This window comes from Pseudoalteromonas sp. 31A1, from assembly GCF_011378815.1.
In the GTDB taxonomy this organism is placed as follows: domain Bacteria; phylum Pseudomonadota; class Gammaproteobacteria; order Enterobacterales; family Alteromonadaceae; genus Pseudoalteromonas; species Pseudoalteromonas arctica.
The window spans coordinates 68,719-91,238 of the sequence record NZ_WTKY01000001.1 but is presented as its reverse complement, the minus strand read 5'-3'; the positions used below and the strand labels follow the sequence as shown (position 1 = coordinate 91,238).

Here is a 22,520-nt window from a genome sequence, read left to right as displayed (position 1 = left end):
ATCTTGCACAACACGCTACAACGGGCTAATTAACCGTAACGACCGGTAATATAATCTTCGGTCTTTTTCTTCGTTGGTGTAGTAAATAAGGTATTTGTGTCTGAGTACTCAATCAATTCGCCCATATACATAAAGGCTGTTTGATCAGATACACGTGCTGCTTGTTGCATGTTATGTGTAACAATAACAACGGTAAATTGGTTTTTTAAATCGTTTATTAGCTCTTCGATTACCAAAGTAGAAATAGGGTCAAGTGCTGATGTAGGTTCATCTAATAAAAGAACTTCTGGCTCAATTGCAATTGAGCGAGCAATAACTAAACGCTGTTGCTGACCACCCGATAAGCCAAACGCGCTATCGTGTAATCTATCTTTTACTTCATCCCATAAAGCAGCACCACGAAGTGATTGCTCTACCACTTCGTCTAACTTACGCTTCTCTTTAATGCCTTGTAAGCGTAGGCCATAAACCACATTTTCATAAATTGATTTAGGAAATGGGTTAGGACGCTGAAACACCATACCTACATTACGACGAAGTGCTGCTACATCTACGCTCTTATCGTAAATATTTTGACCGTGAAGTAATATTTCACCTTCAATACGACAAATATCTACCAAATCGTTCATGCGGTTAATACAACGTAATAGAGTTGATTTACCACAGCCCGATGGTCCAATAAACGCAGTTACTTGGCCTTTTGGAATGTTCATATTTACTTTATTAAGCGCTTGCTTATCACCGTAGTAAAGATCGAGATCTTTAATCTCTAGCGCTTTTTGGTCATCCGTTAAATTTTCTAGGTCTAACTTCTGGCCTATATTAGCTTGGTTTACTTTTGGAGCGACTGTAATCATTTTTGTTACCTATAAAATCTTTACTAATTAGTGTTCAAGCGATCTGTACTTTTCACGTAAATGGTTACGTATACCAATGGCCGTTATGTTTAGGGTAATAATCACCGACACCAATAAAAAGGCCGTTGCGTATACCAGCGGGCGTGCCGCTTCAACATTAGGGCTTTGGAAGCCAACATCGTATATATGAAAGCCTAAGTGCATGAACTTTCTATCTAAGTGAAAATACGGGAAGTTGCCATCAAGTGGTAATGTAGGAGCCATTTTTACAACGCCTACTAGCATTAACGGTGCAACTTCACCTGCAGCACGCGCAACTGCCAGTATTAAACCTGTCATAATTGCAGGGCTTGCCATTGGAATAATTATGCGCCATAACGTTTCAACTTTTGTTGCGCCAAGCGCTAGTGAACCATCACGTACGGTACTTGGAATACGAGATAAACCTTCTTCAGTCGATACAATAACAACTGGCAGCGTTAGTATAGCGAGCGTTAATGCCGACCACATTACACCTGGCGTACCAAATACTGGCGTTGGCGACGATTCTGGATAAAATAATTGGTCTAAGCTACCACCTAACATGTATACAAAAAAGCCGAGGCCAAATACACCGTATACAATTGAAGGAACACCGGCCAAGTTAATCACTGCGATACGAATCATTTTAGTGATTGCATTTTTTGCGGCGTACTCGTGTAAGTAAATTGCAGCTACAACGCCAAACGGCGTCACAATTACAGCCATCAGCATAACCATAAATACAGTACCAAATATAGCAGGGAAAACACCGCCTTCTGTATTTGCTTCACGTGGATCATCGGATACAAACTTACCTAGTTGCACAAAGTAGTGGCCTAGCTTTGCAAAAAAGCCCATATCGTTTGGAAACCAAACATCAAGTACTTGATACATAGGAATTGTAACAACTTCACCGCGCATATCTTTTACAGTTACGTGGTCACGTTTAGCTTGTTTGCGTAGTGCAAATAAATCTTTTTCAAGTACACCATACTCTGCACGTAATTCAGCACGTGCTTGAGCAAGCTCAGCAACACGCTCATCAGTGAGAGCGTTATCAAGTAAGTAGCCTTTTTCTTTTAAACGTAAGCGTTCAAGTGCGTAGTTAATATGCCCAATGTCACCATTTTGCAAATCAAGTGCTTCGTCATTTAAATCAACCGCACGCTCTACAAGCTCATGTAGCGCTTCTATTTTATCGCCATTAACCGGTTGACCGTCTTTAATAACGTTTTGCACATAACCATAAAAGTTACCGTTTTTACTACGCTCAAATACTGCAAGCGCCGCTGGTGCTGTTTTATTTGTTATGTCGGTTTCTAATATCCAACGAAAATCTAAATCTACATATTCGCGGTTACCTGTTTTAATAAGTAAGCGCTCTATTTCTTCTTTTTCAAACCCGCTAACATCAATACCTGTCGCGGCTAAACGCGTTTTTGGTACTAATTCACGATCGTAAACTTCGCCAATAACGGTTTGCTTTGCAATCGACCCTTCAAGTTCAAACTGTACAACTTCTGAAGGCCAGAAAAAGCTTAACCCTTTCCAGGCTATCATTGCCAATAAGCCTAAAACTGAAATCAAACTGATGCTCACTGCACCACCGGTCATCCAAATCCAAGGAGAACCAGACTTAAACCACTGCTTTACCATGTCATGTCTCTCCGCTTACATTGAGCTGTATTTTTCACGTAGTTGCTGGCGAACAAACTCAGCGACTGTGTTAAAAATGAATGTGAATATGAATAATACAAAGGCTGCTAAGAATAATATTCTATAGTGCGAACTACCTACTTCTGACTCTGGCATTTCAACTGCAATATTTGCTGCAAGCGTACGCATACCTTGGAAAATGCTCCAATCCATAATCGGTGTATTACCGGTTGCCATAAGTACAATCATGGTTTCACCAACTGCTCGGCCAAGTCCCATCATTACCGCAGAGAAAATACCTGGACTTGCTGTTAGTAATACAACACGTATTAGTGTTTGCCACTGCGTCGCACCTAATGCTAATGAGCCATTTGATAAATGCTTTGGAACACTAAATACCGCGTCTTCTGCAATTGAGAATATAGTAGGAATAACCGCAAAACCCATCGCAATACCTACAACAAGCGAGTTACGTTGATCGAATGTCATACCTAGCTCATTTGTTAAGTACTGACGTACATTGCCGTCAAACATCCAAAGTTCAACAAATTCGCTCATAGCAAACGAAAACCAACCAATAAGTAAAACGACCGGAATAAGGATGATTGAATGCGAACCATCAGGAATTCTATGGCGTATTTTTGTTGGTAATTTAGTCCAGGCTAAACCTGTCGCTAACATACCTAAAGGTAATAATATGAGTAACCCAACAATGGCAGGTAAGTGCTCTTCTATTAATGGGGCTAACCAAAGACCCGCTAAAAAACCTAAAATAACGGTTGGTAATGCTTCCATTATTTCAACGGTAGGCTTAACCACTTTACGTAATTTGCTCGACATAAAGTATGCCGTGTAAATAGCCGCCGAAAGCGCGATTGGTACAGCAAACAACATCGCATAAAGTGCTGCTTTTAATGTACCGAACGAAATTGGCACAAGTGAAAACTTAGATTCAAAGTCGTCACTGGCTGATGTTGACTGCCAAATATAACCTGGCTCTGGGTAACCTTCGTACCACACTTCTTGCCAAAGTGCTGACCACGTAACTTCTGGGTGCTCGTTATGAATGTCTAATACTGTTAGCTTATTATCCGCTAAAATTAACGCAGCATTTGAACGTGGTGCAATTGCAAAGTTTTCTATTGCGCCTTCACTTACTTTCCCCTGCCAAAGTTTTGCTTCGCTGGTTGTGTAGTACACGCCTAGCTCACCATTATTGCCGGTAGTAAAAAAAGTACGACGGTAAAACTCAGTAAATACATTTAATTTACTTTGCTTAGTTGTTTCAAATGAGCGAATTTTTTGATATTCACGGCCTGTGTCAGTGTTTACTTCAAACCACTGCGAAACCTCACCGTTATCATTAGCAAGCATGAGTGAGTTTGCGCCCGCTAGCAGTTGTGCAGATACAATATTTGCATTTTCTTCGTTAGCCGAAAGCAACTGAATTTGCTCTACATCACTTGGGTCACGCGTATCGTATACATACACTTGATTAGCAGAACGTACAAAAGTACGTGTTGTATCTGGCGACATTAATAATTCGTCTACACGTCCATTAACATCAAGTTCTGTACGCTCAACAACCCACTCTACTTCACCGGTAAACATATTCTCTTCAGCAATAAAGCTGCTAAATAATACACGCTTATCTTCTGTAAGAGCTACAACCGCTGTTTTGTCTTCATAGTGACTAAATGCAAAGCGTTTAATAGCTGCACCTTGTTCATCTACTTCTAAAGCCATTTCCCCTAGAGGAAAACCTAAGCGAGGTGTTAATTTACGCTCGTTATTTGGAAAGGTAACTAAAAATTTAGGTGCAACAACCATTACGGTGCCATCTTCTAAACCAAACGCATAATGCCCTTGAAAAGGCGCGCTTGTTGCAAAGCTTGTTGCATCACTTGGTAGCTCGGCGTTTAATGTTTTAAGCTTTTTACCAAAGCTGCCATCTTGCACACTGTAAAAATCAACCTGACCTTGCTGACTGAGTAAATAAGCAACTTCAGTTTGCTCTTCTACACCTAAGCCTGCTATTTGCTGTGAATTAGCAACATGAAAGCTATCGCGTTTTTCTACTTTTGCTGATTCAAAAATTGGCTGTACTACATAAAGAAGGTAAAAGAATATTAATAGCAGTGCTACCAATACCATTATCCCACCTGCGGTTATGCCAAACTTGGCAAACCGATCTTTAAATAGACGGCTTCGATCCGTATTAAAAGTCGGCTTATTCGGATTTGAAGTCATCAAAACACCCTTAAATCTTAACGTTGCATAAATTATATTTCATCAAGATGACAGTAATGTTACAGCAGTAATAATAAGCACTCTAAAACAGCTTTAAATAAAACTAACGAGGGAAAAGTCTAAATTAGCTTCAAATAGGTGATTTATAAGTGAACTAAATTATAAAATAATTGGACAAAGTATTTATCGAGGTCAATACTAAAAGAGTACTTAGTAAATAATAATGACTATTAATACTGCGTATAGTCAACACAACTATATTCATTTTTTTAATTTATAATCAAAGATTTATAAAAAGTGCAACAACACACAATTTAAATTAGACAACATACTTAATGCCTATGCATTTACTTTCTTTGGGCTTAAAAAGAGAATTATTTATGAAGCAGTTGGTTATAACTATTTTAGGGAAAGATCGCCCTGGTTTAGTAGAGAGCATCTCATCAGTCGTATTACAAAATCATGGCAACTGGCTTAGTAGTAACTTAAGCCATTTATTAGGTCATTTTGCAGGTATTATTCAACTTGAAGTTGCTGAGGAGCATTTTCAATCATTACAAAGTGCTTTAAATAAGTTACCTAAATTAGACGTTCGTATTGAAACCGGAAACACAGAGATTGAACCATCAACACTAGAGCAAATTAATCTAGTTATAACAGGTAACGACCGTCCTGGTATTGTTCAAGAACTGGCAAGTGTAATTCGTCATAAAGGCGCTAATATTACTCACTTAAATTCAAGACAACAAAGCGCACCTAATTGGGGAGTGCCTATTTTTAGCGCTGTTGCTACCGTTACTTTGCCAAATGGTATGGATAAAGACGAAGTTATTGAAGCATTGGAATCAATTACAAGTGATTTGATTGTAGATACGGAAGAAGTTTAACCTCCATTTATGCGTGCCATACAACTGACACGCATACCATTTTAGTCCATCAAAATGCTCTGCAGATTATTTAACGCAGACATAAAATAAGCCGATGCAAGCATCAGCTATTTTAAATAATCACCTTAAAGCTAATAAGAGCGAGATAAACTCAGTAATCCCGCTCTTTTATAAAGCTACATATCCATATGACGATTAGTACTTTGCATCATTTGCTTTATACCTTGCTTTTCAAGCTCTAGTATTTGTTGAAGCTTTTCTTGCCCACTTTCGGTTTCGGCGCGTTCAAGTAAGTATTCATATAACTCAATCACTTTTTGATGTTGCTGTGCTAAATACCCTTGAATGACTTCTTCATCGAATTGCTGATCTTTACTAATGTCTTCAAAAGTAATTAGCTCAGGATTTTTAGCAAAGTATTCATAACTGTACGTATCGAGCGTATTTATTTCGGTTATCGCTTTAAACCCGACTAAATCTTCGGCGAGTTTTTTTTCGTAATTTAGGTAGTAGTCCACCAGCATTGCATTATGTTCATCGAGTAAATCCTTTACGCTATAAAAATTAGCCGCCATTTGCGTATGAAACAAAACGGTCCAATCGTATACCTCTTTAATTGTTTTAACTTGCATGTGCATTCCTTACTTAGTTGACTGTATAGGTAATACACTGCGTAAAGCGTGCCAATTAAAAAGCTATTTAAAAACAGTTAGTTAATTTAAATATTAGTAATAACTAGCTATTTAATAGAACAACTTACAAATTATAGGTAATTTTTATAGAGCAATGCATGGGTAGTAACAGCATTGCTCTATAGTCTTGTTGTTTTATATTATTTAAGTCCTTGTTTGCGCCATAGTAGGTAAACCGCAGGAATAACAAGTAAGGTGAGTACAATTGCACTGCCCATACCGCCAACCATAGGCGCTGCTATTCGGCTCATTACTTCGCTTCCGGTGCCCGTGCCATAAAGTACAGGTAATAAACCGATAATAATTGTCGCGACAGTCATCATAACCGGGCGTACTCGAAGCCCTGCTCCTTCAATGATAGCTTGCTGTAATTGCACTAAGCTAAGCGGTTTTCCGGCTTGCTCTGCTTCGAGGCACTTTTCTTGATAGGCTTGGTTTAAATACACCAACATAATGACCCCTATTTCTACCGCAACACCGGCTAAGGCAATAAAGCCTACACCTACTGCAACTGAAAAGTTAAAGCCCTCTAAATACATTAGCCATACGCCACCAATCATTGCCAGTGGCAACGTAGCCATAATAATAGTGACCTCAGCAAAGCTTCTAAAATTAAGGTAAAGCAATACAATAATAATCGCTAATGTAAGTGGTAATACATAAGTCAGTTTTTCTTTAGCGCGCTGCATGTATTCATACTGCCCAGCCCACGTAATTGAGTAGCCAGCAGGTAGTATTAGGTCTTTATCGAGCACTTGCTGAGCGTGCTCAACGTAAGTACCAATATCAACGCCATCTATATCAATAAAACTCCAACCGTTTAAACGTGCATTTTCGCTTTTTATACCAGGCGGTCCATCTTCAATAAATACATCGGCTACATCACCAAGTGCTATACGCTGCCCTGTAGGAGTTACAATAGGTAACAGCATTAACTCTTCTGGCGAGTCTCTGTATGCTTGCGGATAACGTAAATTAACAGGATAACGCTCTTGCCCTTCTACCGTTTGTGTTACGTTTGTACCACCTATTGCAGTAGATACAACTTGCTGTACGTCGCTAATGTTTAAGCTATAACGCGCGGCTTTTTCACGATTTATATCTACTTTTATATAACGTCCACCGGCTACTCGCTCTGAGTAAACCGATGCGGTGCCTTGCACATCTTTTAATAGCACTTCTATTTGCTGACCAATTTTTTGAATTTCACTCAACTTTGGTCCCGCAACTTTAATGCCCACGGGAGTTTTAATACCGGTTGCGAGCATATCAATGCGTGTTTTAATTGGCATTACCCACGCATTAGTTAGCCCCGGAAACTTAACCAAACCGTCGAGTTCTTTTTTAAGTTTTTCAAGAGTCATACCCTCGCGCCATTCGTCTTTTGGTTTTAACTGAATAAACGTCTCTATCATTGTAAGCGGCGCAGGATCTGTTGCAGTTTCTGCTCGCCCAACTTTACCAAATACTGTTTTAACCTCGGGTACTGTGGCAATTAACTTGTCGGTTTGCTGTAGTATTTCGCGCGCTTTACCTACCGATAAACCAGGATACGTTGTGGGCATATACATTAAGTCGCCCTCATCAAGTGGCGGAATAAACTCACTGCCTATTTTGTTTACCGGGTAAAAGCCAATAACAGAAACAACCACCGCAAGTACCAATGTCATTTTTGGAAATTTAAGCACCCAGTTAAGTAGCGGGCGATACGCTGCAACGAGTAATCGGTTAACTGGATTTTTTTGCTCCGAAATGACTTTACCCCTAATAAAGTAACCCATTAATACCGGCACTAAGGTGATCGCAAGCCCAGCAGACGCTGCCATAGCGTAGGTTTTAGTGTAAGCGAGTGGCGCAAACATACGTCCTTCTTGCGCTTCTAAAATAAATACCGGCATAAAGCTGACGGTAATAATTAATAAACTAAAAAATAATGCAGGACCCACTTCACTCGCCGATTTAGCCACAACTTCCCAGCGGTTTTCGTTGGTAAGAGGCGTTTTTTCCATATGTTTGTGCATATTTTCAATCATGACGATAGCGCCGTCGGTCATTGCGCCTATCGCTATTGCAATTCCTCCTAAAGACATAATATTGGCGTTGATCCCCTGCCAATACATAATTATAAATGCAGTTAAAATTCCAAGCGGTAACGTAATTATTGCCACCAGCGATGAGCGCACATGAAACAAAAACACCACGCACACTAAGGCAACTACAATCAGTTCTTCAATTAGCTTACTTGTTAGGTTATCTACCGCGTTATTTATTAAGTTGGAGCGATCGTACACAGGGACTATTTCAACGCCCTCTGGTAATCCCTTTTTAAGCGATTCTAACTTTGCTTTTACAAGCTCAATAGTTTTTTGTGCATTTTCGCCATAGCGCATAATAACAATGCCGCCAGTTACTTCACCTTCGCCATTTAGCTCTGCAATACCACGGCGCATTTGCGGCCCGACTCGAATATCAGCTACATCACGCAGCTGAAGCGCAGTACCATTAGCGTTTACGCCAAGCGGAATAGCTTCTAAGTCGGCAACACTTTTAATATAACCCGTGCTTGTTACCATGTATTCTGCTTCAGCCATTTCAACTACTGAGGCGCCCATCTCTTGGTTGCCTTGTTGAATAGCGGTTTGAATGAGGCTAAGCGGAATACCATATGCGCGTAATTTATCGGGCTCTACATTGACTTGGTATTGCTTAACCATGCCACCAACAGCAGCCACTTCAGATACACCGGGCACAGTTTGTAGCTCAAACTTTAAAAACCAATCTTGTAAGCTTCGTAGCTGACTAATATCGTGTTTATTTGTTTTATCAACTAGTGCGTATAAATAAATCCAACCTACGCCGGTTGCATCAGGGCCAAGCTCTGGCGTAGCGCTATCGGGTAATCTACTTGCTACTTGGCTTAGGTATTCTTGTACTCGGCTACGCGCCCAATACAAATCGGTTTTTTCGTCAAAAATAACGTAAACGTACGAGTCACCAAAAAACGAAAAACCCCTTACAGTTTGTGCACCCGGCACAGAAAGCATTGCTGTGGTGAGCGGAAATGTAACTTGGTCTTGCACTACTTGCGGCGCTTGCCCCGGATAAGTGGTTTTTATAATGACCTGAACATCAGATAAGTCAGGCAAGGCATCCACGGGAGTATTTTTTACCGCAAACAATCCTCCACCCAGTAAAATTAATGTAAGCAACAACACAAAAAAGCGATTGCTAACAGACCAGCGAATAATGGCAGTTATCATAATGGCTCCTAGTGAGAACTGTGTTGCATAGGTTGCATAGTAGAATAATCAATCGGCTCTGCGTTTTGCGCTTTAGTAATTACAAATTCATCGTTAATAATGCTAAAAGTAAAATTAATATACTGGGCATTTTCAAACTGACTAATATCAATATCTGGCGCTAATACAAAGTCCATTGTGGCGGGTTCTCGATTCCATTTTTCAATGGCTTCTCGGCTAATATTAATAATGCGATTTTGTATATCTATGGCATTAATAGTGCCGTTAATCGTGGCGTTTTGTGGCTGCATATCCATGTTCATATTCGAGCCTGAAACAGAACTCATACCTGAGCTAATACTAGAACTAGGCATTTCCATTCGTTTAAAGTCGGAGCTTTTACTCGATTCAGAGTCTATTAAAAATTGCGCTGAAGTAACTACCGTGTCACCTGTCATTACACCTGACAAAATGACCGCTTCATTACTATTAATTTGCCCAACTTCAACTTCTACCGATTTAAAACGCCCCTCACCTAATGCAATAACCACACGGTTTTGATGCTGCGTGCGGATTACCGCTTCTTTAGGGACCGTAAATTGCGCCTTACTCGCTTTAGCGTGAATGCTCACTTGTGCAAACATATTTGGTTTTAACCGATGATCTACATTTTCAAACCTAAGCCTTACACGCAGAGTCCGGTTTTTAGCATCAAGCGCGGGGTAAATATAATCAACCTTACCTTCCCACTTTTGACCTTTTAAGTAATCAAGCGTCATTGTAACGGGCAAACCAACGCTCACTTGTTCTGATTGGCGCTCGAACACTTCTGCCTCTACCCAAATTTCATCAAGCTGGGCAATACTCATCATTGATGTGCCTGGTTTAACGTAAAAGCCTTCTCGTACTGTTAGCTCATCTACCACACCATTTTGCTTTGCGTAAAAAGTAATATTTTGCATTATCTTTTTATTTTTTTGTAAGCGCTCGATAAATCCATCAGACACATTTAACGACTCTAAACGCGCCTTTGCAGCGCGAATTAACACGGTATTATTACGATTAACTGCCAATAAAAGCTCTTCCTGTGCGTTCACCAATTGTGGTGAATACAATGTATATAAAGGCTCACCGGCTTTAACTTCTGCGCCTTGTGCTTTAACATATAAACTTTCAATCCAGCCTTCTACACGCGGATGAATGTGAATAAGTTGGTCTTGGTTATATTGCACATAACCCACAGTATTTATATCGCTGTGAAGTGTTTTAAGCTGCACTTTGGCAGTTCTTACACCAAAGTTATTAACTACTGCAGGCGAAATAGTTACAGCACCTGGTCCATCCTGAGCGTTGCTAGCGTTTTCATACACAGGTACTAAATCCATTCCCATTGGCGAAAGCCCTGGCGCGTCACGCCTGTAATTACTATCCATAGGGGCTACCCAATATAAGGGCTGTTTGTCAGCGCTTTGTTGTTCATTCATTGCCGAGTTGCTAGGTAAAAACTGCATTACTAAGCCGCCTATTAACCCAAAGGCGCCTGCGCCAACTAAGGCGGCAACAAGTAACTTTAAATTAGTATTCATTGTGTAATTCTCCAGTTTGCTCGCTCATTACTTGGGGGTCTAAGCTACTTGCATAATAATTAAGGCGGGCGGTAATAATATGTTGATCTACTTGAATATTCAGTGCATCAATTTTGGCGTTAAGTTCACTAATGCGCGCGCGCATCACGTCAGAAAAATCTCCGTCGTCGCGTGTATAAGCATTTAGTGTTGCCTGAGATTGCTCTGACATTTGCGGTAATAACGTATTTTGATAAAGCGCATCGCGTTTTTGCAAACGAGCGAGTTGGCTAAACTCCTTAAAGTACATGCCTTTGAGTTTTTGAAGCGCCACCAGCTTTTGTGTTTTAGTAGCTTCTGCACTAGCAATAGCCGATTTAACCTGTTGATCTTGTCTGTTATCAGTAAACAATGGCAAATCAATACTAAACCCCACAGAGAGTAAATCAGCTCGCGACTCACCCATCGGGGTATCATCTCGGTAACCATAACCCACATTAACGCCCATTTGAGGTTTGTAGCTTTGCTTAGCGAGCGCAACTTCGGTTTGCTTTGCCGTTACGGTTTTATCTATCGCAATAATTGCGGGATGCGTCATAAGCAACTGTATTAGCTCATCAAATTCAAGGCTCGCAAAATCAACCAGCCCTGCGGTTTTAGTAAACTCAGTATTTAAAGGCTGCATAAGCATATTCATAGGTAACCACTGTGCTAAACGGTTTTTAGCACTTTCAAATTGCTGCTCAAGCATAACCAGCTTATCTTCAAGACGGGTGAGCTCTAATTGCGCACGAATAATATCTTGCTGACGTGTTTTACCTAAGGTGCTTGCGTAGCTTGCTTCGGTAATGTCAATAAGTTGAGTAAATAGCCCTTTATCTTGCTCAATTAAAGCAATACTTCGCTGAGCACGATACGCGTTTAACCACGACTCAATCACAATTGCTTTTACTTGTGCTAAGCGATCGGCACGCTGCCAAGGGTATTGTTGAGCAGACTGTGCTAATGCTTTTTGTTTAAGCGCTAAACTATTCCCTCGGCTAAACTTTTGGCTCAAATCAACTTTAAGCTGCGTCATCCCTTCTTGGTCAAACGCATAACCGTTAGTAGGTAAGTTGAGTAAGCCAACCGTTAAAACAGGATCGGGTAAGGTGCCTGCGGCAATGCTTTGCGCTATTGCTGCATCTTCTTGGTAGCCACTCGCTTTTAGCCATGGCTCATGCGTTAGCGCATAATTAAGCGCTTGCGTTAAGCTAAGCGTTTGCTCATTACTAGTTTGCTTTAGCATTTCGGTATTTAGGTTATTTTGCGCATTAACAGCTGTGCTAAATAACACAACACTACATAATACGACTTTAATACTTACAGCGTGGTTCATCACCTGCTCCATCTAAAAATAAAAGAAAATCTTAAATTAGGAAGCAAAAAAGGTGTTTAGGAGTTTTACAAAAACCTTTTATATCAATTGCATTGAATTAATGATCTATTATTGCGGTAGGGAAATAGCTCTATAACAAGGAAAAAATTACGCAGTATAGTTGCTTTATATAAGTAATTTTTAACGCAGTTAGAGAGTTATTTAACTCGCTAGAATGAGCATGTTTTCAATAAAATTGATATTACACCTATCCTGCTATTAAGCAGACATAGGAGGGCGATAGAGTGAACGAGGTATATTAATTTGTGTAGTAAATACACGTACATTTACTTTTTCAGATTCAAGTAAAGTAACGCTAAATAAAGTATCAACATTAAGCATTGAGTTAGCAGCGCAGCCACTCATAGGGCATTTACAGTCATTTTGTGGCGTACTTTCGTCGTCGCAACAATCCATCTGCATCATATTTTCAGACATGCTATCGACAGCTGTTGCATCACTACTTTGTGTCATTGGCATTTGGGCATGCATTGCTGTTTTAGTTGGCATATGTGGCATTTCGCATACCATAGCTACAGACGCAACTGCCTGACCCACAAAAGTGAGCAGTAAAGTTATCATGAGTAAACTAGAGTAAAAACGTTGCAACATTATGCCTTTTAATAAACTTTAAAATGATTGTAAGGCAACCTAACGGCAACCACAAATACTTTAATTATGTAGACTGCGGTTTATCAGGTGTTTTAATTAAGTTACTCGCGATAATTGCAAATATACAATATGCGCTAAAATACCAAAACCCTTCACCAAATTGTGCATTCATAACAAGTAGCTCACCACTTTTACCATGGGCGTTACCTGCTAAGTAAGTCACTATTAATGCAATAACAAATACATCAACCATGCTCCACTTACTTAATGCACAAATAACCAGACCGAGCTTTTGCTTAAACCCATTCAAAGGTAGGCAACAATAAAGCAATTGTAATAGCAGCTTCAAGCTTGGAATAACAATAGAAAACAACCCCACTAAAGCGGCTACAAATAAATTATTATTGCTAGCAAGCTCTTTAACTGTGCCTAAAATACTTTGTGTTTTGTTATAGGCGCTAATCTCACCTTCTAACTTATCAAGCCCTAGCATGTTCGAGAACATCATTAGCATACTGCGAGTTCGACCATCGCCCTCTTCAGCCAGCATTTCAATACCCGCTTGCGCTAGTTTTGATTTATCTATGTTGCCCTCTATTGTTAATACTGGTTTTGTAATACCAGGAAACAATAAACAAAGAGCAACCACTACACTTATAACCGACAACCAATTACGCATATTTATTCTGCTATTGCCTCAATAATGTCGTCACTGTATAAAACAGCATCCAGTAAAAAATTAAATATATGCCCAACATGTTGTTCGGGATTTATTTTAGCTAGTTGAACCATCGCCTTATCAATATTATCTACTTCAAACTCTTTTATTAGCGATAAACACTCACCTAAAGTGCCTTTTTCAAGTAGTAACGCATCAGATATTGCAGCATCTAAAGTAAACTCTTTAACTATGTCTTTTAAATCGCCATCTAAAATGGCATCAAGCACAGAAAACAAACCCACTAGATAGCCTTGCTCAGTCAGTTCTCTATTATTTTGCTCTAAAATAAGCGACATAAATTGTGCCCGCGTTAAAGCAAGCTTAGTTAATTCGGTTGGTTTTTCGACCCCCAACTCACTAATTGCTAATACACGAACAAATTGTCTTATTGTGTCCTCGCCTAAATAAATAACCGCTTGTGAAATAGACGTAATGACTAAATTTGCTTTGCCTGAACGCGCGTTAGCCAGCTTTAAAACCCTCGCTGTTATGGCGACATCTCTGGCTACACGTTGGTGAACTTCTTTAAAGCAAAGTGTTTCTTTTGCTGTAAAACGCAATAGATCAAAAACGGTTAGCTTTGAAGGCTCTACACCTTTATACGTAATCATTTCTGGGCGAGAAAAAAAGAACCCCTGAAATAAATCACAGCCTGCCAATTTTAATATATTAAATTGTTCATGCGTCTCTATTCGTTCAACAATTATTTTTGCATGTGGATTTGCGCGTTTTATTTTTTTAATGCGCATATTGGTTTTAATAACCGGATCATCTATCTCAATTTTTATGTAATCAACATGTGCTAATAGTGGCTCCCATTTTGGATCGCCATCGTAATCATCAAGTGCAAAAACATACCCTTCTTTTTTAAGTTCTTGCACACGCTCAGCAACCGCAGGAATATTGCCCGTGCGCTCTACTATTTCAATAACACTATTTTCTGGCAATAAAAGTTTGGGAAAGTTATCGAGAATAGTTTCTGATGACAAGTTTATAAAAGCTAAATGATGCGCGGTAAGTCTATCTAAACCTACCAACATTAATGCATTAAAAAACAGGCGGCTTGTCGCATGCACATCAGAAGTGCCCACAGGAAACGCATTGTTGGCTGAGTCTCGATAAAGCAGTTCGTACGAGAAAACATTCTGGTCTATATCAAAAATAGGTTGCCGCGCGACAAACTGAGTTATTTTTTGTACCTCATCAGGTATGTTATTTAATTTCACTTGGCTCTAAACCTATAAATAAGAGATGGCAAAACAGCCAATAATATGTGTACTTTAATGCAACTCGCATAAGATAAACATAGTCGTCATTGCAAAAATGTTAAAATTACACAACACTAATATAAAAATATTAATATAAAAGGTAGAGATTTGGCTAACTTTATTCGGTTATTAGTACTGAGCCTTCTGCTATTTGTATTTTTTAGCTATGCCAGCATTAACCCTACTCCCCTCAAATACAATGTTAGCGCGTCAGGTAGTCATTATCCATATTATACAAATGATCCAGAAAAGCCTGGTGTATTACCCGAAATTATTGAAAAAGCACTCGATGATGCAAATATTGCAGCTTCTCATATCGACCTACCCACAAAGCGTATTACCAAATATTTACAAGATGAAATAATCGATTTTGATGTTATTTCATTAGAATGGCTCCCAAAGGATGAGAGAAATGACTCTCGCTATGTTTTTTCAGAGCCCCTTATTTATGCCACAGAAATGATTGTTACCTTGCCTCAAAATGCCCAGAACTGGCAAAGCGCCGATAGCTTAAAGGGCAAATATATAGGAACAGTACTAGGTTACTATTACTTTAATGACAACACCTTTGAGCGCGTTGACTTTCCATCCGAGAAAGAACTTATGACCGCTCTCTCAAGAAACCGTGTAGAAGCTGCACTAGTAGGTAAGTTAGCTGCGCTCTATTGGGCAAAGCAATTAGAGATAAACATTGCCTTTGGCGCACAGCATTCCCATGGTTTTTTAAGAATTCGTTTATTAAGCAAACATAAAGAATTATTGCCCCAAATAAACCTAGCAATTAAAAACCTTCATGCTCAAGGATATATAAAAAGTATTGAAGATAAGTATATGAGTAATATACCCACACAAAATTAAGGGACTAATGGCGCAGAGCTCGTGTTTTGGAGTATAATAGCAGCAAATGTTAACTCGACCAGAATCAGAAAGAGCCCCATGAGTATTGAAAAAGCCTTAATCGAACGTAGTAATAATCAATGTGAATTGTGTGCAGCCACCGAGAACTTATCTGTTTATGAAGTACCACCGGTAACTGAAACCCACTCAGATAAATGTATTTACACATGTCAAACATGTAAAGATCAAATCGAGAATAACAGCGAAATAACGCCTACACATTGGCACTGTTTAAACGATAGCATGTGGAGCCAAACTCCTGCAGTACAAGTTGTAGCTTACAGAATGCTTTCGCGTTTAGCGCCTGATAATGGCTGGGCACAAGATGCGCTAGACATGATTTACCTTGAAGAAGACACGCTAACCTGGGCTAAAAAAGCACTTGCCGAAGATGACGATTTAAAGCATGTAGATAGCAACGGTGTAGTACTTCAAGCAGGCGATACTGTTACCCTAATTAAAGACTTAGACGTTAAAGGCAGTAGCCTTACCGCTAAACGTGGAACAGCTGTTCGTAATATTGGCCTAACCAGCAACCCTGAACATATTGAAGGGCGAGTTGACGGCCAGCGCATTGTTATTTTAACTAAGTTTGTTAAAAAATAATCGTTTGTTTTTAATTATTAAAGGCGCTAATGCGCCTTTTTTTATGTTTAAAATAAGTTAAGGAATGATTAAGTAACTAGGTAATACACTAAGGACATGATATTGAGTAAGGATAACCAACATGGAAAAGCATCAAGCAGTATCTTCGCGTAAAAAGGCAGTTGCAGGGATTGGCTTATTGGCGCTTAGCGCTTTTGCAGTAACTGGCTGCGGTGAGCAAACTAAATCGACTGAAAACACAGAAATTGCAGAAGCAATAACCAGCCTAACTATCCAAGCTAGCTACAAAGATCGCAGTATGCTTCGCCCTGGCTCGCAATTAATAGTTACGCTTTCCAATGTATCTAAAATGGATGTAAAAGCCGATATAATCACACAAGAAGTGATTGATGTAACCCAAGCCCCGCCATTTACCGTTGAGCTAATTTATGATGCCAGCAAAATTAGCGATAAACATCGCTATAGCCTAAGCGCCAGAATTATAAATAAAGACAAAGTGCTTTACACAAGTACAACAAATCATGACCCGTTTGCAGAATCACAGTTAACTACCCCCTATAAAATTGAGCTTTCAAAAGTGTCGACTCAAAAACCCGATGTAACACTCACAAATACTTACTGGAAAGCAATAACAATAAATGCTCAAACTGTGAATGTTACAACTAAAGAACCATTCATTCAGTTCAATAAAGACCACCGCGTTAATGGCTTTTTAGGCTGTAATAATTTTAGCGGAAGCTATAGCACCGAGCAGCAAACAATTACACTTAGTCAGCTAGCAAGTACAAAAAAGATGTGCTCGGATAATATGAGCCAAGAAGCAGCTATGTCTGACGTACTTAGCAAAACTTCAAAGTGGGAAATAACAGGTGAATCACTAAAACTTAAAAACAGTCGCGGTAATACACTTGCTACTTTTAGTGCGGTTTATTTTAATTAATATTTAGCTCCCTTATATAAATATTACCTAACACATTCGTATTGATTTTAAATAAAATGCCCAGCAAAGCTGGGCATTTTATTATTCGTTATAAGCGCTATTTAAAGTTACTCATCAACGAGTTGTTCACTTCGGTAAAAACCACTTGGCTCACTTAACAAACCAACAAGCTCAGGCATTATTGCATCCATTGTTTGCTTTAGCTTCCATGGAGGATTAATTACAATCATGCCCGATGCTGTCATACCGTGTACATCAGTATCGGCTTCAGTGCCTAATTCAAATAACTGAATGTTGCGCATTCCTGAATCAATTAAGCCCTGCTCCATATTATCAATACGCTCTCTGTCTACTACCGGATACCAAATCATGTAAGTACCTGTAGCAAAACGCTGATGAGCTTTAACTAAGGTTTTTACAACCGTTTCGTAGTCATCTTTAATTTCGTATGGAGGATCAATTAATACACACGCTCTGCGAGATGCTGGTGGTAACAAACCAACTAAACCTGCAAAACCATCCTCTCCACGTACACGAATAGATCGCTTACCTTGCATGTTTTCTTCAAGTAATAATAAATCGCGCGGGTGCAGTTCAAAAAACCAACCCTTATCTTGGCGGCGTAAGTAGTGCTCTGCAATTTTTGGTGAACCTGGATAAAACGCAAGTTCGTCAGTGTCGTTAAATGACTTAATTAATTCAATGTATTCATTAAGCTCAGCATGCTCACTTTTATGATGCCAAAGTTTTTCAATACCATCTTGATACTCTTGCGTTTTTTGCGCATCGGCAGCTGCAAGTTCAAAAAAGCCAGCACCTGAATGTGTGTCTATATAATCAAGCGGTTTATCTTTAATTGTTTGATAATTTAGCACTTGTGCCAGTACTAAGTGTTTAAGTACATCGGCAGGATTACCCGCATGAAATGAGTGTCTGTAACTAAGCATTATTTATTTTCGCCATACGCAATTTAATGTCGTAAGTGAACCATAAGCACTAGGCTTTGGCAACTTACACCAAGATAAGAGAGTGTTTAAGTGAACCATTTCTGAATGAAAAAGCCCATATGCTGAATTATCCCTTAACGCAAAAGAAAAATCAGCTAAAACCACCGTAAATGCTGGCAAATCAACACACTTTGCTTTACATTTGCATGACATTAATTACAGTTATATGAGCGCCTTTATGAATAACACTACTCTTCAACAACTCGAACAACTGATCGATTCTTTAATCGAACGTAATAACCAATTACAAACAGATGTTGTTACTTTAAAAGAACAGAACACTAAACTAAGCGATGACAACGAATTGCTACAACTTGAAGCTTTAGAAAATGAAGAAAAGCAAAAAGATGCCAGCACTACTTTATCTGGTCTTCTTGATAAGTTACAAAGCGCACAACAGGCTAGCTAATGTCTGAGCTGCAAAACCAGCGGGTCACTGTTGAGTTGCTAGGTAAAGAGCAGCAATTTGCTTGCCCTGAAGGGCAGGAAGATGCATTAATAGCAGCAGCTAAAAATCTAAATGACTTAGTTGAGCAAATGAAGCAACGCTCAACCGTTAGAAACGATCAAAAAGCCCTACTAATGGCAGCATTAAACTTAAGCCACGAATTGCTAGAAGCAAAAACACAGGCTACAGTTGAGCAACAGCATCAAGACCAAATGATTGATAAACTCAGTCAGCATTTGGCAAATGACCCTAAACACCAAAAATAAAAAGCGCATACTGCGCTTTTTGTTTATTATTAAAGTAATTAAGCATCAGCGTAGAGATAATAAATGAAGTTAAAACTTTCAAACATAGCCTCTTCATGTAAGCACTTACTATTAGCATGCACTTTATTATCAATAGTACCTAGCACCTATGCTGCCGTCACTTGGAATACAATAAACCCTCATATTCAGTTTTTAAAGCAACAAGACAAGCTTCGCTTTTACGACTCTAACCAAGTATTAATTGAAGGCGAAAAATGTGCCCTACTTGTTGATACGAGCGCCAATTTTGCCGCAGTTGAACAACTTGCTGAAGATTTAAAGAAACGCCTTAAAACACCTTTATGCTATTTAGTGGCTACCCACTACCATGACGATCACTTGCTGGGCATGGCGGTTATGCAAAATTTTTACCCTGATGCTAAGCTCATTGTTCATCAGCAGGTAAATAAAAATTTTAACCTTTATCAAACAGCATATACCGACAAGCTAGACACGTATGAAAAGAGCATTGAGCTGAGCTACCAACGATTAGCGAATGTGCCCAAAGAAGAGCAAGCTAAATGGCGAAATAAGTTAGAGCTTGCAAAAAAACGACTTTTTCGCTGGCAAGAATATCAACTTGGCGAACCAAAAATAATAATCGATAATCATAAAACTATCGACCTTGGTGGTTTTGAGATAACCATTGAGCCGAAGCAAGCCCATACTAACGGTGATTTAACTATTACTACTAATAATGGCAGTGTGCTGATTGGTGGCGATATCGTTGACTGGCTTCCTTACCCTGGACACGGTGAACTTAAAAGTTGGCAAACGTTGCTTAAGCAATATATTAACGACGAAAAGCTCACTATTATTTTACCTGGGCACGGCGGCACATTAACAAAAGAGCAGCTAAAACAGCCTCTATCGTTTTTAACAGCTATAACAGAACATGTTAAAAACAATAAAGATCAAAGTATTGAACAGTTAATGTTGTCGTTTCCTGAATCAGTCATTGAGCCTTACAAGCAAGAAGCGCTTAATATAAAGTCGAGCAACTTTTTTTTACAAGCAGGCCTAAATCGCGCAAAAAGCGCAGAATAACTCAACACAACGGATTGTGTTAAAATAATAAAAGGAATTTACAAAAGTGATCACTATGCGCAGTTTGGTTTTATATTGTTTGGGTATTTTGTTATTTGGTTGTCAATCAACGGAGCAAGAGCCACAAGAAGCTCCACAAATATTTACTCATTTTGAGCCTGACTATACTTATAATATTGATGAGGAAGTAGCTCAAACGACCCAAGTTAGTGAACACGTTGCGCCACTTCAATTTAAAAAAACAGTCGTAAAAAAGCGCCCACCTAAAAGCACCGATCTGTGGGTACATATAGCCAACAACCTACACTTTACGGTTTATCAAAATCGCGCTTTAAAAAAGCGTATCAGCTGGTACGCAAAGCAACCTAACTACTTACGAACTGTGAGTAAACGCGCAGCGCCTTACCTCTATCACATCGTAAAAAAAATTGAGCAAAAGCAATTGCCTATGGAGCTCGCTTTACTACCGTTTGTAGAAAGCGATTTTAGACCAACAATAGCCTCATCACAGCAAGCTGTTGGTGTTTGGCAATTAGTTGGCGCAACAGCGCATCACTTTGGAGTTAAGTCAGACCAATGGTATGACGGCCGTCAAGACGTACTTGCTTCAACCGATGCCGCACTTGATTACTTAAGCTACTTACATAAACGTTTTGATGGTAATTGGCTACATGCTTTGGCCGCTTATAACAGTGGTGAGGGCCGTGTTAAACGCGCAATCGAAAAAAACAAAAAGCGCGGTAAAAGCACCGATTACTGGTCACTCAGCCTTCCAAAAGAAACTGCCAATTACGTACCTAAATTACTCGCTTTAAGCTATTTAGTTAAGCACCCACAAAAGGGCATAAAACGCCCAAAGCTTGCATATAAGCCATTTACAACACAGATGAATATAGGCCAGCAGTTCGACTTTTCAGTCATCGCTAAGCTCTCTGGTATAGGTTCAAAGCAGTTACACGCTATTAATCAGGGATATTTAAAAAATCAAAGCTCACCTAACGGGCCGCATACTTTACTGCTTCCTATAGGGCAAGAGGCCTTATTAAAAAGTCAGTTTTTTAAATCAAACTTTGCTGGAGAGTACATCGTTAAACAAAACGACACGCTTTACGGTATTGCTAGACGTTTTAGTATGTCGGTAAAAGCGTTAAAACAACTTAATAACAAAAATAATAATTTAATAGGCGTTGGAGAAAAGTTATTAGTTGGACAACCTAAAACCCTGCCAAGCACATTAACTGTTGATTACAAAATAAGCCCTTATTTAGAACACCAAGAGATTGCGATTCCCACCATTGAAATAGATTACGAAGTTAAGTCGGGCGATAGCCTTTGGAGTATAAGTCAGCTTTACGATGTACCTCATAGCGACTTGGCAAAATGGAATAAGCTATCTGCATCTAGCATTTTAAAGCCTGGTACTCAATTAGTACTGTTTATACCACAGGCTGAAAAGCAAAAAGCAGCCCCAATAAAAAAAGATTTACTGCTAGATTTACAAAAAACACTAAATCAGCCACGTTAAGTTTATAAACAAGTATATTTCGCGTAAAATTGCGCCCTAACATAGTTATTATTTGAAGAGACAAGCATGCAAATTAGCAAAAATTCAGCAGTTGAATTTCATTACACCCTTAGCGAAGCGGGCGAGCAAATTGAAAGTAGCACAAACGAAGCGCCACTTACTTACATTCATGGCAGCGAAGGCATGCTTCCTGGTTTAGAAAAAGCACTTGAAGGCAAAGAAGCTGGCGAAAAATTTAGTGTAACTCTAGAGCCAAGTGAATCATACGGCGAGCGTGTTGATGACTTAATTCAGCGTATCCCGCTTAAGCATCTACAAGGTGATGTTAAAGTATGGAAACCTGGTATGACAGCAATGGTTAGCTCTAACCAAGGTCGTCATCAGGTTACTATTGTTAAGGTTGGTCGTTTTAACGCTGATTGTGATTTAAACCACCCATTTGCTGGTAAAACGCTAACGTTTGACGTTGAAGTTATATCAGTACGCGAAGCGACAAGTGAAGAAGTTTCTCACGGACACGTGCACGCTGAAGGCGGCTGTGGTCACTCTCATTAGTTAGC

General features: G+C 39.4%; 20 protein-coding genes. 9 read left to right on the top strand and 11 right to left on the bottom strand.

The features are described from left to right. Positions 1-29: 29 nt before the first annotated feature. The 3 genes from pstB to GQR52_RS00435 are packed head-to-tail and all read right to left on the bottom strand — an operon-like array spanning position 30 to position 4,784. Positions 30-857, bottom strand: coding sequence for a phosphate ABC transporter ATP-binding protein PstB (gene pstB, locus GQR52_RS00445; protein ID WP_007586464.1), 828 nt, complete (start codon positions 855-857; stop codon positions 30-32). A gap of 27 nt (positions 858-884) precedes the next feature. Continuing rightward, entirely contained in the window at positions 885-2,534 is a 1,650-nt protein-coding gene (gene pstA / locus GQR52_RS00440) for a phosphate ABC transporter permease PstA (RefSeq protein ID WP_007586463.1), read from the bottom strand. Positions 2,535-2,549: 15 nt separating this feature from the next. Further along, the gene (locus tag GQR52_RS00435; RefSeq protein WP_165727118.1) at positions 2,550-4,784 is read right to left on the bottom strand and encodes an ABC transporter permease subunit; all 2,235 of its coding nucleotides are present in this window, start codon (positions 4,782-4,784) and stop codon (positions 2,550-2,552) included. Between the two features lie 380 nt (positions 4,785-5,164). On the opposite strand from GQR52_RS00435, the gene GQR52_RS00430 reads away from it, so the two are divergent. Then, on the top strand, positions 5,165-5,671 hold the full coding sequence (locus tag GQR52_RS00430; RefSeq protein WP_007586460.1) for an ACT domain-containing protein: 507 nt from the start codon (positions 5,165-5,167) through the stop codon (positions 5,669-5,671). A 176-nt stretch (positions 5,672-5,847) separates the two neighbouring features. Here the strand turns inward: GQR52_RS00430 and GQR52_RS00425 are convergent, their stop codons facing one another. The 7 genes from GQR52_RS00425 to GQR52_RS00395 all read right to left on the bottom strand — a co-directional run bounded on the left by GQR52_RS00425 (position 5,848) and on the right by GQR52_RS00395 (position 15,143). Then, positions 5,848-6,303 (bottom strand): hypothetical protein, encoded by a 456-nt coding sequence (locus tag GQR52_RS00425; RefSeq protein WP_007586459.1) that lies wholly within the window; start codon positions 6,301-6,303, stop codon positions 5,848-5,850. Positions 6,304-6,503: 200 nt separating this feature from the next. After that, complete coding sequence (locus tag GQR52_RS00420; RefSeq protein ID WP_165727117.1) at positions 6,504-9,623, bottom strand: efflux RND transporter permease subunit; 3,120 nt, start codon at positions 9,621-9,623, stop codon at positions 6,504-6,506. Between the two features lie 8 nt (positions 9,624-9,631). Further along, positions 9,632-11,188: an efflux RND transporter periplasmic adaptor subunit gene (locus tag GQR52_RS00415; RefSeq protein WP_165727116.1), complete on the bottom strand. Its 1,557-nt coding sequence runs from the start codon at positions 11,186-11,188 to the stop codon at positions 9,632-9,634. After that, the gene (locus GQR52_RS00410; protein WP_165727115.1) at positions 11,178-12,545 is read right to left on the bottom strand and encodes a TolC family protein; all 1,368 of its coding nucleotides are present in this window, start codon (positions 12,543-12,545) and stop codon (positions 11,178-11,180) included. The genes GQR52_RS00415 and GQR52_RS00410 overlap by 11 nt, the downstream gene beginning before the upstream one ends. Before the next feature lie 258 nt (positions 12,546-12,803). After that, a complete protein-coding gene (locus GQR52_RS00405) occupies positions 12,804-13,166 on the bottom strand; it encodes a hypothetical protein (RefSeq protein ID WP_231615241.1) in 363 nt (120 codons plus the stop codon). A gap of 94 nt (positions 13,167-13,260) precedes the next feature. Beyond that, positions 13,261-13,875, bottom strand: a complete 615-nt coding sequence (locus GQR52_RS00400) for a paraquat-inducible protein A (RefSeq protein ID WP_010554372.1) — start codon at positions 13,873-13,875, stop codon at positions 13,261-13,263. Positions 13,876-13,877: 2 nt separating this feature from the next. Beyond that, positions 13,878-15,143 (bottom strand): EAL domain-containing protein, encoded by a 1,266-nt coding sequence (locus GQR52_RS00395; RefSeq protein ID WP_165727114.1) that lies wholly within the window; start codon positions 15,141-15,143, stop codon positions 13,878-13,880. Positions 15,144-15,293: 150 nt separating this feature from the next. Between GQR52_RS00395 and GQR52_RS00390 the strand changes: the two genes are divergently transcribed. The 3 genes from GQR52_RS00390 to GQR52_RS00380 all read left to right on the top strand — a co-directional run bounded on the left by GQR52_RS00390 (position 15,294) and on the right by GQR52_RS00380 (position 17,628). Next, entirely contained in the window at positions 15,294-16,043 is a 750-nt protein-coding gene (locus GQR52_RS00390; RefSeq protein WP_165727113.1) for a transporter substrate-binding domain-containing protein, read from the top strand. Positions 16,044-16,121: 78 nt separating this feature from the next. Further along, positions 16,122-16,688, top strand: coding sequence for a PhnA domain-containing protein (locus GQR52_RS00385; protein ID WP_007586451.1), 567 nt, complete (start codon positions 16,122-16,124; stop codon positions 16,686-16,688). 121 nt (positions 16,689-16,809) lie between these two features. Further along, positions 16,810-17,628: an META domain-containing protein gene (locus GQR52_RS00380; RefSeq protein ID WP_101164326.1), complete on the top strand. Its 819-nt coding sequence runs from the start codon at positions 16,810-16,812 to the stop codon at positions 17,626-17,628. A 107-nt stretch (positions 17,629-17,735) separates the two neighbouring features. Here GQR52_RS00380 and rlmJ read toward each other — a convergent pair whose 3' ends face one another. Then, positions 17,736-18,575 carry a 23S rRNA (adenine(2030)-N(6))-methyltransferase RlmJ gene (gene rlmJ, locus GQR52_RS00375; RefSeq protein ID WP_121953748.1) on the bottom strand — a complete coding sequence of 280 codons (840 nt, stop codon included), beginning with the start codon at positions 18,573-18,575 and terminating at the stop codon, positions 17,736-17,738. Between the two features lie 238 nt (positions 18,576-18,813). Between rlmJ and GQR52_RS00370 the strand changes: the two genes are divergently transcribed. From GQR52_RS00370 to GQR52_RS00350, 5 genes are all read left to right on the top strand, one after another. Further along, a complete protein-coding gene (locus tag GQR52_RS00370) occupies positions 18,814-19,044 on the top strand; it encodes a hypothetical protein (RefSeq protein WP_007586448.1) in 231 nt (76 codons plus the stop codon). After that, positions 19,044-19,349, top strand: a complete 306-nt coding sequence (locus GQR52_RS00365) for a cell division protein ZapA (protein WP_007586447.1) — start codon at positions 19,044-19,046, stop codon at positions 19,347-19,349. Before GQR52_RS00370 ends, GQR52_RS00365 begins: the two co-directional genes overlap by 1 nt. 63 nt (positions 19,350-19,412) lie before the next feature. Further along, positions 19,413-20,435: an MBL fold metallo-hydrolase gene (locus GQR52_RS00360; RefSeq protein ID WP_165727112.1), complete on the top strand. Its 1,023-nt coding sequence runs from the start codon at positions 19,413-19,415 to the stop codon at positions 20,433-20,435. 55 nt (positions 20,436-20,490) lie between these two features. Then, on the top strand, positions 20,491-21,960 hold the full coding sequence (locus GQR52_RS00355) for a LysM peptidoglycan-binding domain-containing protein (protein ID WP_165727111.1): 1,470 nt from the start codon (positions 20,491-20,493) through the stop codon (positions 21,958-21,960). Between the two features lie 66 nt (positions 21,961-22,026). Continuing rightward, entirely contained in the window at positions 22,027-22,515 is a 489-nt protein-coding gene (locus GQR52_RS00350; RefSeq protein ID WP_007586440.1) for a peptidylprolyl isomerase, read from the top strand. Positions 22,516-22,520: the final 5 nt, after the last annotated feature.

Coding starts and splice junctions, on each gene's coding strand:
- GQR52_RS00400 (WP_010554372.1), bottom strand. CDS start 13,875: ATGCGTAATTGGTTGTCGGTTATAAGTGTAGTGGTTGCTCTTTGTTTA.
- GQR52_RS00430 (WP_007586460.1), top strand. CDS start 5,165: ATGAAGCAGTTGGTTATAACTATTTTAGGGAAAGATCGCCCTGGTTTA.
- GQR52_RS00410 (WP_165727115.1), bottom strand. CDS start 12,545: ATGAACCACGCTGTAAGTATTAAAGTCGTATTATGTAGTGTTGTGTTA.
- GQR52_RS00405 (WP_231615241.1), bottom strand. CDS start 13,166: ATGATAACTTTACTGCTCACTTTTGTGGGTCAGGCAGTTGCGTCTGTA.
- GQR52_RS00420 (WP_165727117.1), bottom strand. CDS start 9,623: ATGATAACTGCCATTATTCGCTGGTCTGTTAGCAATCGCTTTTTTGTG.
- GQR52_RS00370 (WP_007586448.1), top strand. CDS start 18,814: ATGAATAACACTACTCTTCAACAACTCGAACAACTGATCGATTCTTTA.
- GQR52_RS00415 (WP_165727116.1), bottom strand. CDS start 11,188: ATGAATACTAATTTAAAGTTACTTGTTGCCGCCTTAGTTGGCGCAGGC.
- GQR52_RS00355 (WP_165727111.1), top strand. CDS start 20,491: ATGCGCAGTTTGGTTTTATATTGTTTGGGTATTTTGTTATTTGGTTGT.
- pstA (WP_007586463.1), bottom strand. CDS start 2,534: ATGGTAAAGCAGTGGTTTAAGTCTGGTTCTCCTTGGATTTGGATGACC.
- GQR52_RS00425 (WP_007586459.1), bottom strand. CDS start 6,303: ATGCAAGTTAAAACAATTAAAGAGGTATACGATTGGACCGTTTTGTTT.
- pstB (WP_007586464.1), bottom strand. CDS start 857: ATGATTACAGTCGCTCCAAAAGTAAACCAAGCTAATATAGGCCAGAAG.
- rlmJ (WP_121953748.1), bottom strand. CDS start 18,575: ATGCTTAGTTACAGACACTCATTTCATGCGGGTAATCCTGCCGATGTA.
- GQR52_RS00385 (WP_007586451.1), top strand. CDS start 16,122: ATGAGTATTGAAAAAGCCTTAATCGAACGTAGTAATAATCAATGTGAA.
- GQR52_RS00350 (WP_007586440.1), top strand. CDS start 22,027: ATGCAAATTAGCAAAAATTCAGCAGTTGAATTTCATTACACCCTTAGC.
- GQR52_RS00360 (WP_165727112.1), top strand. CDS start 19,413: ATGAAGTTAAAACTTTCAAACATAGCCTCTTCATGTAAGCACTTACTA.
- GQR52_RS00380 (WP_101164326.1), top strand. CDS start 16,810: ATGGAAAAGCATCAAGCAGTATCTTCGCGTAAAAAGGCAGTTGCAGGG.
- GQR52_RS00435 (WP_165727118.1), bottom strand. CDS start 4,784: ATGACTTCAAATCCGAATAAGCCGACTTTTAATACGGATCGAAGCCGT.
- GQR52_RS00365 (WP_007586447.1), top strand. CDS start 19,044: ATGTCTGAGCTGCAAAACCAGCGGGTCACTGTTGAGTTGCTAGGTAAA.